The sequence below is a fragment of the Streptomyces sp. NPDC051064 genome (assembly GCF_044455985.1).
Lineage (GTDB): Bacteria > Actinomycetota > Actinomycetes > Streptomycetales > Streptomycetaceae > Streptomyces.
This window is the reverse complement of sequence record NZ_JBITFK010000006.1, coordinates 33,589-48,208: the sequence shown is the minus strand read 5'-3', so window position 1 is coordinate 48,208 and position 14,620 is coordinate 33,589. Positions and strand designations below refer to the sequence as shown.

Below are 14,620 nucleotides of genomic sequence, written 5' to 3'. Positions count from 1 at the left end.
CGAACGGGTTAAAGGCGCGGGCTAAATCCGATGAGAAGGGCTGTTACTGTCCAGGGGTGGAGGTGGACAGGCATGGCATCTGAGGAAGAGCTGTTCGCGTCGGTCGACGCGCTGTTGGAGGAGGGGCCTCAGCTCCCGCCCCCGTCGGAGCGCGCCCGGCTCCGTGAGGCCGCCGGCATTACGCAGGCCCGGCTGGCGCAGGCCCTGAAGTCGACGACCCAGACGGTGAAGAACTGGGAGAACGGCCGGTCGGAGCCGAAGCCGCCCCGCCTGGAGGCCTACCAACGGTTGCTGAACGGGTGGGCGGCGAAATTTCCCACCCACGGCACCCACGGCACCCACGGCACCCACGGCACCCACAGCAGCCACGGCCCTGCGCCCCTACCCATGACGCCCCCCGTGCCGCAGCCGCAGCCCGCCCCCGACACGCTCACCCCTCCGGCTCCCGCGCCGCCGGCCGCTGTCCGGCCCCGCCCGGCGTCGCCCGAACGCCCCTCCCGCCCCGGGACGGCAGCGCGCCGCCCGGCGGCCCGGGCGGCCGAGCCCGCGCCGGACCCGCGGTTCCCGCACGGCCCGCTCGTAGTCCTGGACGGCGACGGATCCGCGTACGGCGTCGACGGCATCGTTCTGGACTGCCCGGCGACCACGGTCCCGGAACTGGTGGAGTGGACGCTCGTCGAGTCCGGTCTCGGCGCGCCGCGCCTGCACCGCAACGGCAAGGACTCCGACCCGCTGATCGTGCTCACCGCTGCCGCGGCCGTGAGGCTCGGCCTCCCCGAACGACTGGAGGGATTCGAGCAGCGCCGCTCCCTGCGCCTGCCCGACGACCACCCTGTGGTCAAGGAGGTCACCAAGGCGAAGTGGAAGCTGACCCGGCGCGGCTTCGGGCCTTGGGCACGCGTCTACCGCCCCGCCCGGACCGGACAGCGTCAGTGCGTGCAGCTCGCCGTTCTCTCCTGGGACGCCCTCGACGAGCGCTCCTGGCCGGGCGTCCAGGACATGGAGCCGGCCGATGTCGCCCGCGTCCTGGGGATCTACGCCCGACGGGTCATCACCCCGCGCGGCAGCACCGCCGTATCCGGGCTGGAACTGATGACCGCCCTGCGCCCGCCCACCAGGGCCGTGCAGGACAAGGAGAGCGGCAACTGGGTGCCGGGCCACAACCCCGGCTCGCTGGGTACGGAGCCGATGGACCCCGCCCCGCCCGAAGCCAGACCCGAACACCCCGTCGCACAGGGCTGGAAGGGCGGCTTCCTGAACGAGGAGGCATTCCAGTGGGTACGCGACGTCCCGCTGTTGACCGATGAGGAGTGCCTGCTGCCCCACGCCGTCGGCCTCGACCTCAACACCGCGTTCCTCGCGGCCGCCGCACGGCTGACGGTCGGCCTGTCCGCCCCCGACCACTTCCGCCACCCCCAGTTCAACCCGAAGATCCCCGGCTCGTGGTTCGTCGACCTCTCCCACATCGAGCTCGACCCACGCCTGCCCTCACCGTTCACACCGACCGGTGAACGGCCCACAGGCCCGGCCTGGTACCAGACCCACACCGTCGCCTACGCCCAGGAGCTCGGCCACAACGTCGCCCCGCTCGAGGCGTACCTGCGCCGCGAGACCGGTGCGTATCTCGACCCGTGGCACGACCGCCTCAAGACCGCCTACGTCGACACCCTCGCCGACCTCGGCGTCACCAAGGACCTCACCGACACCGAATTCCTCACGGTGATGGAACACCACAGGGAGACCGACCCCGCACTGGCCGCCGTTCTCACCGCGGTCAAGGCGACCGTCAAGGGAGGTGTCGGCAAGCTCCGCGAGGGCCCCCAGGGCAAGCACTACCGCGACGGCGAGAGGTGGCCGGCCCTCGAGCGTCCGACCTGGCGCCCCGACATCCGTGCCGCCGTCATCAGCAAGGCCCGGGTCAACATGCACCGCAAGCTGGTCAACATGGCCCGGATGACGGGGCTGTACCCGCTCGCGGTGCTGTCCGACTGCGTCGTCTACCCGAGCCCGGGAGCCTCGCCACTGCACTTTCTGCCCTACAGCGCTTCCGGGAAGCCGCAGCCGGGAGGGTTCCGCCTCGGCCCCGGCCCGGGCCTGGCCAAGCTCGAAGGCGTCCAGGACATGGCCTGGGCGGTCGATCTGATGGAGAAGGGCTACAACCCCGCACGGCACATCAAGGGTGGCGACGCTGTCCTCGACGAGGGCGAGTAGGGCCGTGGCCGACGCCGGTGCCACGCCCCGGCCGGAAGCCCGTACAGAGCCGGAGCGGAGACCGGACCGCCAGGACGCACGCACGGAAGCCCCGGGGTTCTCCGTACGCCCCGAAGGGAGCTGAACGACATGGGAGAGATCGAGGACGCCATCGAGCGTGCCGACCAGGAATCCTTCACCCGTGAGCCGCCGAAGACACTTCAGGGGCGTATCAACTACCTGCTTCGGCAGTTGGGGACCGCGAGGGCCGTGGCGGCGGAGGTCGGTGTCACCGCGGACTCCGTGAACCGCTATCGACGTGGCGCGAGGAAGAATCCGCCGGCGGACATCGCGTCGAGGATCGACACGGCGGTGCGATCCCGATGGCAGCCGCAGGTCCGCAAGCGCCGGCGCAAGCAGGCCGCCACCACCGGGATCACGGTGGAGACCAGGGCCCGTTTCGGCTGCACGGCACCGGTCGGCACGACCGACGACGGCCGTTTCCGCCGCCTCACGGTCCGCCTCCCCGCCGAGTTCGCCCAGCGCCTGTTCGACGCCCGTGACGCCGGAGCCGGCGACCAGCAGATGCGCGACATCATCGCCGAAGGATTCAAGGAGACCTACTTCCAGGATGGCGGGAGCCGCGCCGTGGGAATCTCGGACGTCGCCATCAACGACATCGACTACCTCGACCTCGACTACTGATCAGGACAGGCGACGGGTGCGACACATGGCCTGCTCCGTCTGCTGCGGACACGGATTCGGACCACGCCCACAAGTCGTGCGATAGGTTGCCCGCCATGACCGGACTGGGACCCGTCGCCTGGCCACCCGCCCCCATAAGGACCGCACGGCTTGTGCTCCGCGAGTCCGAGGCCCGGGACCGTGCGGCGTTCATCGAGCTGTTCTCCTCGCCGGAGGTGCGCACCTACCTCGGTGGCCCACGACCGCGCGAAGAGCTCGAACGCGCGGTGCCTGAGGTGCCCGGGCGACGCCCCGGCCTTTTCGTGGTGGACCTCGGCGGAGCCATGATCGGGATGGTCGCGCTCGACAGGCGCGAGGCCGAACGCCCGGGGCACGTCCACCCGGATGCCGGGGAAGCCGAGCTCGGCTACACCTTCCTGCCGCAGGCGTGGGGCCGCGGGTACGCCGTCGAGGCGTGCGCAGCGGCACTCGGCTGGCTCGCCGACGTACTCCCCGGCGAGCCGGTGGTGCTCTGCACCCAGACCGCCAACGAACGCTCGATGCGCCTCGCGGCCAAGCTGGGGTTCACCGAGGTGGGGCGCTTCGAGGAGTACGGCGCCGAACAGTGGTTCGGCGTGCGGTCCTCGGCCGCGCCGTCCGGTTGAGGCCCGGACCATGCGGCCTCGGGCGGCAGCGGGCCGGCCGCGTCAGCACTCCGGCTCACGGGCATCACGCAGCGGTGCGCCGACCCACCGCGTCAGCGCGGCTCGCAAACCCCTGACGTCGTCCGCCTGGTGACCGGTCCACGCGATGTGGCAGTCGGGCCGCAGCAGCAGCCCGGTCGCATTCGTCCCCTCCGTCCTGCCGCTCACGACATCCACCCGGACGAAGGCATCGGCCGGTCCACAGCACGCGAGCGGGCCCCCGATCGTGATCGGGGGCCCGCCGTTCTCTACCTCTGTCTGCTGTTCACGCCCGACGCAGTGCGGAGCGGCCCGCGTAGCGCGCCGAGTCACCCAGCTCCTCTTCGATCCGGATGAGTTGGTTGTACTTCGCCGTGCGGTCGGAGCGGGAGAGTGAGCCGGTCTTGATCTGACCACATCCGGTCGCCACCGCCAGATCCGCGATGGTGGTGTCCTCCGTCTCACCCGAGCGGTGCGACATGACAGCTGTCCAGCCCGCCTGGTGGGCCGTGGTCACCGCGGCCAGCGCCTCGGTCAGTGTCCCGATCTGATTGACCTTGACCAGGACCGAGTTGCCGACGCCGGTGCTGATGCCCTCGCGCAGCAGCGTCTCGTCGGTGCAGAACACGTCGTCGCCGACGAGCTGACAACGGTCGCCCACGAGGGCGGTCAGCTCCCGCCAGCCGTCCAGATCGTTCTCCGCCATCGGGTCCTCGATGGAGACGACCGGGTAGGCGTCGATGAGCTTGGCCAGGTAGTCGGCGTTCTCGGAGGGGGTGCGACGCACCCCCTCGCCCGCGTAGTCGTACACGCCGTCACGGAAGAACTCCGACGACGCCGGGTCCATGAGCAGGCCGATGTCCGTGCCGGGGCGGTAGCCGGTGCGCTCGATGGCGGTCATCACGAAATCGAGCGCCTCCTCGGCGGTGCGCAGCGCGGGCGCGAAGCCGCCCTCGTCGCCCACGCCCGTGGAGTGCCCGGCGGCCAGCAGATCGCGGCGCAGGGTGTGGAAGACCTCGCTGCCCATACGGACGGCCTCGGCGAAGGTGTCCGCGCCCACGGGGGCGATCATGAACTCCTGGAAATCCAGCGGATTGTCGGCGTGGGCGCCGCCGTTGACGATGTTCATCATCGGCAGAGGCAGGAGGTGGGCGTCGGCGCCGCCGAGGTAGCGGTAGAGGGGCAGGCGGTGGGCCGTCGCAGCGGCCTTCGCGGCGGCGAGGGAGACGCCGAGGATCGCGTTGGCGCCGAGCCGGGACTTCGTGGCGGTGCCGTCGAGAGCGACCAGCGCGGCGTCGAGACCCGGCTGGTCGGCCCCGTCCCGGCCGCGCACCGCCGCCGCGATCTCTCCGTTGACGTGCGACACCGCGCGGTCGACACCCTTGCCGTGCCAGCGCGAGGAGTCCCCGTCGCGCAGTTCCACGGCCTCCCGAGTGCCGGTGGAGGCGCCGGAGGGGACAGCCGCCCGCCCCAGGGAACCGTCCGCCAGTACGACGTCGACCTCGACCGTGGGGTTGCCCCGGCTGTCGATGATCCGGCGGGCGGTGACGGTCTCGATGGTGGCCTCGGTGTTTTCGGCGGGCTCGACTGCCTTTGCGGCCATGGGAGTTCCTTCCCTTCGTCATGTGCCGTGGCCCCGGCTGCGGCAACGCTGGCGCTGAGCCCGACAAGGCAAACCCTACAGCAATGCTGCTCAGTTTTGCTGTACAGCATTGCTGTGCAGGTCAGGAGCACAGCAGCGCTGACCAGCGGGGTAGAGTGCCCTATGCCCACCTCGGAAGCCGCCGCCATCGCCGCCGAACTGCGCACGGCGATGGGCAAGCTCACCCGACGCGTCAAACACGAGGACCGCATCCCGCTGGGCCAGGTCGCCGTGCTCGGTGTTCTCGACCGCGACGGCGCCATGACCACCAGTGACCTCGCCGCCGACCAGCGCGTACGACCCCAGTCGATGGCGCGGGCGGTGGGGCTGCTCATGGAGCAGAAGCTGATCACGCGCCGGGCGCACCCCACGGACGGCCGTAAATCGCTGGTCGAGCTGTCGGACGCGGGCCGGGCCGCACTCGAAGCGGAGCGCGGCCGCAGAGCCGGTTGGCTCGCGCAGGCCATCGAGGCCGAGCTCACGGAAGAGGAGCGGGCGTTGCTGGCACGGAGCGCCGCCCTGCTGGAGCGGCTCGCCACACGCTAGCGCCCCGACAGGCAACGGTCCGTACCTTCGCCGCACCGGCCGAAAGCCCGAGCGCGTTCAGTACGAGGACTTGGGGCGGCCCGCCGGGAGCACGGAACCGCTCGGTCACCAGCGCTACAACCCTGCAAGGGGTCCACGGCCCCGGACGCCCGAACGGCGTGTGGCCCCCACCCGGAGGCAGGGGCCACACATCACCGTTCGGCCGGGCACAGGAACAGTCTCCGGCCGGCGTGTAAAGGGCTCAGGCGTCCTGCCCGGCCCGTGCCATCTCGCGCACCCGGCCGCGGACGATGAACCAGCCGCCGACCAGCGCCGCCGCGATCAGCGGCAGGAACATCACGGTCGTCCGGCCGACCCCGCCGCCCCACCACATCAGGAAGGCCACGCAGCCGAGGAACAGCAGGGTGACGATCTGGGTGTACGGGGCCCACGGCAGGCGGTAGACGGGCCTTGTGACCCGGCCGTCCTGCGAGCGGTGCCAGAACACCAGGGAACAGAGCATGATCATGCCCCACGTCCCGAGGATTCCGATGGACGCGAAGTTCAGCACGATCTCGAAAGCCTGGCCGGGTACCACGTAGTTCAGCCCGACGCCCAGCACCCCGAACCCCGCCGTCAGCAGAATGCCTCCGTAGGGGACCTGCCCCTTGTTCATCAGGCCGGTGAAGCGGGGGGCGGACCCTGACAGCGCCATGGAGCGCAGGATGCGGCCGGTGGAGTAGAGGCCGGAGTTCAGGCTGGACAGGGCGGCGGTCAGCACGACCAGGTTCATCACACCGGCCGCACCCGGAATGCCGAGCTTGTCCATCACGGTGACGAACGGGCTCTGGTCCCCGGAGTAGGCGGTGTAGGGCAGCAGCAGCGCGAGCAGTGCCACCGAGCCGACGTAGAACAGTCCGACCCGCCACATGATGGAGTTGATCGCACGGGGCATGATCTTCTCGGGATTCTCGGTCTCACCGGCGGCGACACCGCACAGCTCGACGGACGCGTAAGCGAAGACGACGCCCTGGATCACGAGAAGCATCGGCAGCATGCCGACAGGGAAGACGCCGGTGTCCGAGACGGTGGACAGGCCCGGGGTGTGGCCGTCCACCGGATGCTGGGTGACGACGAGGAAGATGCCGATCAGCATGAAGGCGACCAGGGCCGCCACCTTGATGATCGCGAACCAGAACTCCATCTCGCCGAAGTACTTCACCGAGATGAGGTTGGCCGCGAGCACCACGGCGAGGGCGGTCAACGCGAGGATCCACTGCGGGATGTCACTGAACATGCCCCAGAAGTGGGCGTACGTCGCCGCCGCGGTGATGTCCGCGATCGCGGTGGTGGACCAGTTGAGGAAGTACAGCCAGCCGGCCGCGAAGGCGCCCTTCTCGCCCATGAACTCACGGGCGTAGGAGACGAAGGCGCCGGACGACGGGCGGTAGAGGACCAGCTCACCCAGCGCGCGTACGACGAAGAACGCGAAGACACCGCAGACGGCGTAGGCGATGGCGAGCGAGGGACCGGCATCGGCGAGACGCCCTCCCGCACCCAGGAAGAGCCCGGTGCCGATCGCTCCGCCGATGGCGATCATGTTGATATGGCGGGATTTGAGGTCCTTGCTGTAACCGGCGTCGCCGGCGTCCACGTGGGGGGAGCTCGCCGGTGTCTCGGCGGCGGGCTGACCGGCTGCTGCGATGCTGCCGTCACTCATGGAAGGGGTTCGCCTTTGTGAGGGGAAGATGGCCGATCCCGGCCGGGCCCGTGGGGGAGGCGCCCGGCGATGGCTCGAAGGCGCATGATCAGGAACCCTGTGATTCTGGCAGTGCGTAGCACCTGGCGAAAACAAATCTGAGGTATTTCAGAGGTTTCGGCACAGTAAAGTAAGCGAGATCTCACCCGTGGTGGAGTGGGACGAATGAGTTCTGTGCGGCCGACCCCACCTCACGCAGGCCCTGCCGACTCCTCGCCGACGGGGATGCCGAGCCGGGCGGCGACGGTGGTGAGGGCCGTTCCCAGTGGGAGCGCGATGCGGGTGACGGCGAGAGAGTCACCCCGGGTCGCGTCCTGGTTGACGATCAGCACCGGCTTCCCGGTCTGGGCCGCCAGGCGGACGAAGCGAAGCCCGGACATCACTGTCAGTGAGGAGCCGAGGACCAGCAGCGAGGCCGCCTCCCGGACCATTTCGCGGCAGTGCTCAACCCGCGGAAGGGGTACGGATTCGCCGAAGAACACCACGTCCGGCTTGAGGATCCCGCCGCAGACCGTGCAGGGCACCACACGGAAGTCCCCGACCTGCTCGTCGGTGAGATCGGCGTCACCGTCCGGGTTGATCGTGGAGGCCACCGGCCTGAACCCGGCATTGGCCGCCTCGAGCCGCTGAGCGAGTTCACGGCGCGGACTGAAGGTGCCGCAGGAGAGGCAGACCACCCGGTCCAGGCTTCCGTGGAGATCCACGACTCCCTCGCTGCCGGCGGCCTGGTGCAGGCTGTCGACGTTCTGGGTGATCACACCCGAGAGCCGGCCGTGCCGCCCGAAAGCGGCCACGGCCCGGTGCCCGGCGTTGGGGCGGGCGCGGCCGAACGTCCGCCAGCCGAGGTGGCTGCGCGCCCAGTACCGGCGCCGGGCCTGGGCGCTGGCGGTGAAGTCCTGGTAGGTCATCGGGGTGTGCCGGCTCAGGCTCCCGCCCTCGCCGCGGTAGTCCGGGATGCCCGACTCCGTGGAGATGCCCGCCCCGCTGAGCACCAGCACGCCGCCACTGCTCAGCGCATCGGCGACCGGCTCCAGATCCGTGGTGCCCGGCGGCAGGTCATGGGCAGGGGTCCAGCTCAGAGTGGGGCGCATACGCATGCCCCCAGGGTACGGAACAGTGGCCGACCGCCCGCTGCCGAGAATGCCCGGACTGAGGGGCATCAGCAGAAACCTCGTGCAGGTCGTGGTCGGCAGATGCTGCCTCGGCGATGCCGTGCGACCCGGCGAGGAGCAGGGCGCTCCTAGTGCGGTGTGTTCCGTTCCCCGGCGTCGTCTTCCCTGTTGGATAGGTGTGTTGAAGCGGATCGAGCAGGGGTGGATGCGTGGCGGGTTGGCGTACGTTCTGGGTGCCTGCGGAGCGTCGGGTGGGGGGTCGGGTGCCGGTGCTGGCCGGCTGGGAGGACCTGGTCGTTCGGGAAGAGCGTGTTGGGATTCATCCTGGGGATCCGATTCTTCTTTCGCCGGACTACCGGATTGATGAGGTGCTGAGCCGGTATTTGTGCCGGTCGTCGTTCGCCCGTCTCGCGCCGGAGACGAAGCGGAACTACACGGACGACTACTGCCTGTTCTTCGATTTCCTGTGGGGTCGCGGAAGGTGGTGGAGCGAGGCCTCGGCGGACGATCTGTGGGACTTCGAGGACTGGCGGACGCGGTCGCTGCGGAACCCCAGCCGGGTTGGCGGAGCACGGTGGAACCGAGGACTGGCAGCGCTGGCCCGGCTGTATGAATGGGCGGTGCAGCGCGAGTTCGTGCAGGTGAACCCGGTGCTGATGAGGTCGGTCGTCGGCTGGTCCGGCGACCTGGTTCTGGTGCCGTCGGGTCGGGCGAAGAACGCGCGGACCAGCGAGGTGCGCTGGCTGACGCCACGGGCGTTTCGCCGTTAGGCGGATGTCGGATTGCGCGGCTTCGGAGCGGACGAGCTACCGTCCGCCGGGTGGGCGGGACGCTTGGCCGATCGCAATGCCGCCTTCGCCGACCTGCTGTTCTCCCCCGGTGTGCGGCTGGCGGAGGGCGCCTCCCTGTTGACGGTGGAGGTACCGCGTCTGCAGTTGGAGGGCGGCCGCCACTACGCGGGGCGCTTGGCCCGTGCGGTGACGAAATCGAAGCGGGCGCGCACGTTCTACGCCTCCTCTGTGGTGGTGGGGGAGATCGAGGGGTACGTGGAGTCCTCGCGCGCGCGGGTGGTGCGGCGCGCGCAGGCGACGGGGCGGTACGACGGGCTACGGATGCGCCTGGTGACCCACGAGACCGGCCGGCACCGGCGGCTGCTGCACTGGCGGGACCGCGACGGTGTGGTGGGCCGGACATCGCTGACGGAGGCAACCGTGGAAGAGCGGATGCTCTTGTTCATCGACGGCCCGGATGGCCCGGAGCCGTTGTGGCTGTGGCTGAACGAGTCCGGGCTGCCCTTTCGTCCGGCGTCGTGGGAGAACGTCTTCCGCGCGGCGAACGAGCGGTGCGAGACGGTACTGGAGGCGTTGTCGAGCCAGCCGCCGTTTTGCACCCCACACATGGCGAGGCACAGCTTCGCGTTGGTGATGCTCGTGGTCCTCAACCACGTCATGGACCGTCGCATGGGCTTGACGCCGGAGGAGCGACGCGATTTCCGATTGCTCTACGGCGACCCCTGGCGGATGGTGCAGGACCTGCTGGGCCATGCCCAGATGGAGACCACGAAGCACATCTACCTCGCGCCGGTGGCGGATCTGCAGCTGCGCTCGCTGCTGGCCGACTACGTGCCTGCCGGCGGCCCAGTGCCGGAGGAGGAGCTGACCTCGCTGTTCGCGAGGCTGGCCCGGGAGAGCGAGGGCATCCAGGACTTGGCCGAGCAGTTGGTGGCCGAGTGAGCAGGCGTGGTCGACGGGCCGCGCTGCCCGAGGGACATCACCAGCGGCCAGCAGTCCTCGCAGCGGACGGCCTCGTGGTGACCCACCGGGACGCGCACGGCAGGGTGCGCGCCTACGACTTCAGCACCTTGCCGGTCCCGGGGCCGTGGCAGCGGTCGCTGGCCAGCGTGTTCACGGCGAAGTGTGCTCCGGGTGGCGGCTGGGACAGTGTCGAGTCCAGCGAGGGCAGCTGGTACATCGTGCGCCCGTTCGCGGACTTCCTCCGCCAGCTAGACGAGGTACCCCCGGATGTGGACCGGCTGACGGCCGGGCACTGGAAAGCGTGGCGGCTGAGCCTGCGGCCGACCTCGAACGGGTACACCAAGTACTCCACCATCGCCTCCCTGTTGCAGATGGACTCCCGACTAGCACAGCCGGTACGGGAGGCGATGGCCCAGCGGTTCGCCTGGAGCCCGGGCCGCGAGCAGGCCTACACCCCGGAGGAGTTCGACCAGATCCGCCTGGCAGCGCGACGGACGTTCCGCGCGGCGCTGCTGCGGATCAGGGAGAACACTGCCCACCTGGCGTCCTGGCGGCAGGCCGCCTTCGCCCCCGACAGCCAGGAGTGGCTACTCGGTGAGGCCTTGGACGTACTGGCCCGCACCGGGGATGTCCCCGTGTACGAAAACCGCCGCACGGTCCCCAAGCGCTACCGTGCCGCCCTGGTCGGCGGCGGGTCGGAGTACACCTGGAAGCGGCTCTACCTCAGCCGCAAGGAGGCAGCCGCGCTGGCCGTGCTCATCGTCGTGGAGCTCGGGCTGAACGCCACGACGGTCTCCGAGATGCCGGTGCCCAGTGAGCTGCCGGGTACGGCGGAGGCGGGTATGCCGGTCTACCGGCTGCAGTTGGAGAAACGGCGCCGGGCGGGCCACCGCGGCCAGTTCGAGAGCCGCAACCTCACCGACTCGGGCGCCGACTCCTCCGGGCGCATCATCAGCGAGGCGCTGGAGGCAACCGCGGCCGCCCGCCGGCTCTTGGGCCAGCTCGGTACGGATATCGACCGGCTGCTGATCTGGCGGCAGACGACCCCGCACGATGGCCAGGGGTATCCCAAGGCCGTACGGGTCGGCCCGTTCGGGTTCGGCGTGGACGAGACCGGCGGCGGGGCGTGGGCGCGTTCGGTGGGGCTGTCCGGCTCTCCGCTGCGACGGCTACGCAAGACGGTAAATGTGCTGCACCGGCGCGAGCCGGGGCAGAACACCCAGGACACGCACGACCGGGTCTACGTCATGGGTGAGCCGCAGGCCCAGCAGGCCGCGGTGCCGGTCATCGCCGACGGCGCACTGGATGCGCTGGAGGCTGCTCGCCGCACGGTCCTGGCCGCCCGTCTGGCCGACGCGCCGCACGCGGGTGACCTGGAGACGGCGACCACGGGCTGCGCGGACTTCGAGCACAGCCCTTTCAGCCCGGCCGGTGAAGGCTGCGCGGCGTCGTTTCTGCTCTGCACGGCCTGCCCGAACGCGCGGGTCACGCCCGCCCACCACCCGCGTCTAGCCCACCTGTCGAAGGCGCTGGACAACCTCCGCGATGTTGTGGAGCCAGCGGTGTGGGACGCGGACTGGGCCGATACTCATGCCCGGCTCGCCGACTTGCGCGCCCGCCTCAAACCGCCGCTGTGGCAGGCCGCACTGGACGCGGTCACCGACATCGATCGGGCGGTCATCGATCAGCTTCTGAACGGAGAGTTCGACAGTTGAGTGCTCTGCCCGCCGAACTGCCGACGCTTCCGGCCTGGAACACCCCGGTCATCGCCACGTCGCTGGTCCTGGCGCCCGGCCCGGTGCCGGTCTCGATCTACGCCGACGAGCTCTGGCATCTCGCCCCGTTGGTCGCCAACCCCAGCGCCACCAGGCCGCATCTGGACTGGGCCCGCTTCCCCGAAGCGCTGCGGCCACAGGGTCAGCTCGCGGCCTGGAAGATGATCAACATGCCGTTGCCGGCCAGCATGCTGGCCGGGCATCCGACCTGGCACTCCCGCCTGGGCCCGCACGGCATCCACGACACCGTGCTGCGCTGGCAGCGGTTCGCCCTCTGGCTGCACCACCAAGGCGTTACCGGCCTGGACCAGATCAGCGACGGCGTCTGGGTCGCGTGGGCCGATCGTGTGGCGCGGCAGCCGGGTGCCCACCGCGGCACCGTCACCAAGGACCTGGTGGCCCTGACGCGGTTGTGGGCGTTCGACTCTGCAACCCGGGCCGGGGCAGGGATGGCGATGCCGCCATGGAACCACCTGGGCGTCGACGACTTCCTCCCCACCACGCCGATACCCGGGCGGGGCGAGAACACCACCGAGCCGATCTCTCCGGCCACGATGGGACCACTGCTGATCTGTGCGCTGCGCATGGTCGACGACTTCGCCGACGACATCCTCGCCGCGTGGACGGAGAGCCAGCGACTTGCCGACATCGCCGCGCACACCGCAGCAAGCCCTGCTTCCAAGGCCCGGCTGAAGCACTACCTGCAAGACCTCATCGACCGTGGCCAACCGGTGCCCTCCCGATCCAACGCCGGCAACGTTCACGCCTTGGCCAACACCGACATTGCCGGGCATGTCGGCTGCTCGTCCGCACAGGTCAACGGACTGCTGACTGCTGCACCGTGGCAGCACCTACTCGCATACGTGCGAGAAAATCCCGGCCCCTGCCCCCTGTCCACCCCCATCACTGGCCTGGTGGGGGAAAGGCGGTGGGCGGCTTTCATCGACTTCACCGCGACCCGCGAGCTCCTGCGGCACCTGGGCACAGCCTGCTTCATCGTCCTGGCCTACCTGACCGGGATGCGCCCGGCGGAGGTACTGGGCCTGGAGAGCGGCTGCTGCCCCGACCAGGACGGCGGCCGCCACCTGATCTACGGACGGGTGTTCAAAAGCGCCGCCGATGCGGACGGCAATCACCACTCAGCCGGCCACCTTCGTGAGGTGCCCTGGGTGGCCATTGCGCCCGTGGTCACAGCTATCCGCGTGCTGGAACGGATCGCCCCCGACGGCGGGTTGCTGTTCGACGCGGCGACGCACGCCTTCCAGAACACTCCCACCGCGTCGGCGACCTCCATCGGGCAAGAAGGGCTGCGCAGGCGCATCGAGGCCTTTGCAGCCTGGGCCTCCGCCCTGGCCCGGCGCCTGGGCCGCGACCACGAGGTCGTCCCCGACGATCCGTACGGCGCGATCGGCCTGGCCCGCTTCCGCCGCACCCTGGCCTGGCACATCGCGCGCCGCCCGGGCGGCCTGGTGGCACTGGCCATTCAGTACGGGCACATGCGCACCGCGATGAGCGGCGGGTACGCCGCCCGCGGCCGCGACGGCATCCACGAGTTGCTCGATGTGGAGACCGCCCGGGCGACCGCCGACACACTCACCACACTTCACGACGACCTCGCCCACGGGGCCGGCATCTCCGGGCCCGCGGCACGACGCGCGATCCAACGCGGCCGCGCAGGCACCCACTTTTGCCGGTTCGATCCGCACCCAGCGCCAAGCCCGCGACATCCTGGGTAACCCCTCCCTGACCGTCTACGACAACCCCCGTTCCCTGTTGATGTGCGTCTACAACCGGGACCGGGCACTCTGCCATCGGCAGGACGCCACCAATGCCCCACGGCTGGACCGCTGCCAGCCGTTGTGCGCGAACATCGCACGCACCGACCACCACGCAGCCGGGCTCCTCGCTCACGCCAAGGCCCTGGAGGAACAGTCCGCTTCCGAAGCACTGCCGAGACCGCTCGCCGACCGGCTGGCGCGGCGCGCCGGGCAGTTGCGCGAGCTGGCCCGCCGCCACGAGGACGATCGCATCCACCATCAGGAGCCGACCGTATGAGCCCCGCCCCCGACGAGCGCGACCGGATCCGGGCCGCGATGAACCGCATCCTGAGTGGTACCTCTGAGCACTCCAATGGCGCTCTGACGATCGTCGCCCTCGCGGCCGAGGCCCAGGTCCCCCGCAACGCCCTCACTCAGCGCCACCCCGACCTGAAGAACGGCTTCTACGACCAGGTTCGCGCCCGCGGGCAGATGCCTGACTGCGAACGCCGGCTGCGCCGGCAAGTGCGAAGACTGAAGGAACTGCGGGCTGCGGACGCCCAGGAGATCGCCCGACTCAAAGCCGACGTCGAGGCGCTGGTTGGCGCCCTGCACCAGTCCACGGCTGAGAACAGCCAGCTTCACCAGCGCCTGGCGCAGGGCACCGGAGTGGTCCGGGCCCTGCCGCAGCCGAGGACTGTTGATGCCACCCCGCCTATACCGCCCGGCCTCGTGTGAT

The 14,620-nt window shown here is 70.1% G+C and carries 14 protein-coding genes; 10 read left to right on the top strand and 4 right to left on the bottom strand.

The window, feature by feature from the left end:
- Positions 1-72: 72 nt before the first annotated feature.
- The 3 genes from tap to ACIBCU_RS21475 all read left to right on the top strand — a co-directional run bounded on the left by tap (position 73) and on the right by ACIBCU_RS21475 (position 3,539).
- Complete coding sequence (gene tap / locus ACIBCU_RS21485) at positions 73-2,211, top strand: telomere-associated protein Tap (RefSeq protein ID WP_399233165.1); 2,139 nt, start codon at positions 73-75, stop codon at positions 2,209-2,211.
- A 129-nt stretch (positions 2,212-2,340) separates the two neighbouring features.
- On the top strand, positions 2,341-2,895 hold the full coding sequence (gene tpg / locus ACIBCU_RS21480; protein WP_399233162.1) for a telomere-protecting terminal protein Tpg: 555 nt from the start codon (positions 2,341-2,343) through the stop codon (positions 2,893-2,895).
- Positions 2,896-2,990: 95 nt separating this feature from the next.
- A complete protein-coding gene (locus ACIBCU_RS21475) occupies positions 2,991-3,539 on the top strand; it encodes a GNAT family N-acetyltransferase (RefSeq protein ID WP_399233160.1) in 549 nt (182 codons plus the stop codon).
- Between the two features lie 42 nt (positions 3,540-3,581).
- Here the strand turns inward: ACIBCU_RS21475 and ACIBCU_RS21470 are convergent, their stop codons facing one another.
- Together ACIBCU_RS21470 and eno are read right to left on the bottom strand one after the other, a co-directional pair.
- A complete protein-coding gene (locus tag ACIBCU_RS21470; RefSeq protein ID WP_399233158.1) occupies positions 3,582-3,755 on the bottom strand; it encodes a hypothetical protein in 174 nt (57 codons plus the stop codon).
- Between the two features lie 88 nt (positions 3,756-3,843).
- The gene (eno, locus tag ACIBCU_RS21465; RefSeq protein WP_399233156.1) at positions 3,844-5,160 is read right to left on the bottom strand and encodes a phosphopyruvate hydratase; all 1,317 of its coding nucleotides are present in this window, start codon (positions 5,158-5,160) and stop codon (positions 3,844-3,846) included.
- 162 nt (positions 5,161-5,322) lie between these two features.
- On the opposite strand from eno, the gene ACIBCU_RS21460 reads away from it, so the two are divergent.
- A complete protein-coding gene (locus ACIBCU_RS21460) occupies positions 5,323-5,745 on the top strand; it encodes a MarR family transcriptional regulator (RefSeq protein ID WP_362934410.1) in 423 nt (140 codons plus the stop codon).
- Positions 5,746-5,986: 241 nt separating this feature from the next.
- On the opposite strand, the gene ACIBCU_RS21455 is transcribed toward ACIBCU_RS21460, so the two are convergent.
- Both ACIBCU_RS21455 and ACIBCU_RS21450 read right to left on the bottom strand, forming a co-directional pair.
- Complete coding sequence (locus ACIBCU_RS21455; protein WP_399233153.1) at positions 5,987-7,444, bottom strand: amino acid permease; 1,458 nt, start codon at positions 7,442-7,444, stop codon at positions 5,987-5,989.
- Between the two features lie 230 nt (positions 7,445-7,674).
- Positions 7,675-8,580: an NAD-dependent protein deacetylase gene (locus tag ACIBCU_RS21450; protein ID WP_399233151.1), complete on the bottom strand. Its 906-nt coding sequence runs from the start codon at positions 8,578-8,580 to the stop codon at positions 7,675-7,677.
- Positions 8,581-8,858: 278 nt separating this feature from the next.
- Here ACIBCU_RS21450 and ACIBCU_RS21445 point away from each other — a divergent pair, with 278 nt between their 5' ends.
- The 6 genes from ACIBCU_RS21445 (at position 8,859) to ACIBCU_RS21420 (ending at position 14,619) form a co-directional block, all read left to right on the top strand.
- A complete protein-coding gene (locus ACIBCU_RS21445; protein WP_399233149.1) occupies positions 8,859-9,365 on the top strand; it encodes a site-specific integrase in 507 nt (168 codons plus the stop codon).
- A gap of 63 nt (positions 9,366-9,428) precedes the next feature.
- Positions 9,429-10,328: a hypothetical protein gene (locus ACIBCU_RS21440; RefSeq protein WP_399233147.1), complete on the top strand. Its 900-nt coding sequence runs from the start codon at positions 9,429-9,431 to the stop codon at positions 10,326-10,328.
- Between the two features lie 74 nt (positions 10,329-10,402).
- The gene (locus ACIBCU_RS21435) at positions 10,403-12,064 is read left to right on the top strand and encodes a hypothetical protein (protein WP_399233145.1); all 1,662 of its coding nucleotides are present in this window, start codon (positions 10,403-10,405) and stop codon (positions 12,062-12,064) included.
- Positions 12,061-13,860, top strand: a complete 1,800-nt coding sequence (locus ACIBCU_RS21430; RefSeq protein WP_399233143.1) for an integrase — start codon at positions 12,061-12,063, stop codon at positions 13,858-13,860. The genes ACIBCU_RS21435 and ACIBCU_RS21430 overlap by 4 nt, the downstream gene beginning before the upstream one ends.
- A gap of 40 nt (positions 13,861-13,900) precedes the next feature.
- Positions 13,901-14,179, top strand: coding sequence for a hypothetical protein (locus tag ACIBCU_RS21425; protein ID WP_399233141.1), 279 nt, complete (start codon positions 13,901-13,903; stop codon positions 14,177-14,179).
- Positions 14,176-14,619 carry a hypothetical protein gene (locus ACIBCU_RS21420; RefSeq protein WP_362934389.1) on the top strand — a complete coding sequence of 148 codons (444 nt, stop codon included), beginning with the start codon at positions 14,176-14,178 and terminating at the stop codon, positions 14,617-14,619. Before ACIBCU_RS21425 ends, ACIBCU_RS21420 begins: the two co-directional genes overlap by 4 nt.
- Position 14,620 lies beyond the last annotated feature (1 nt).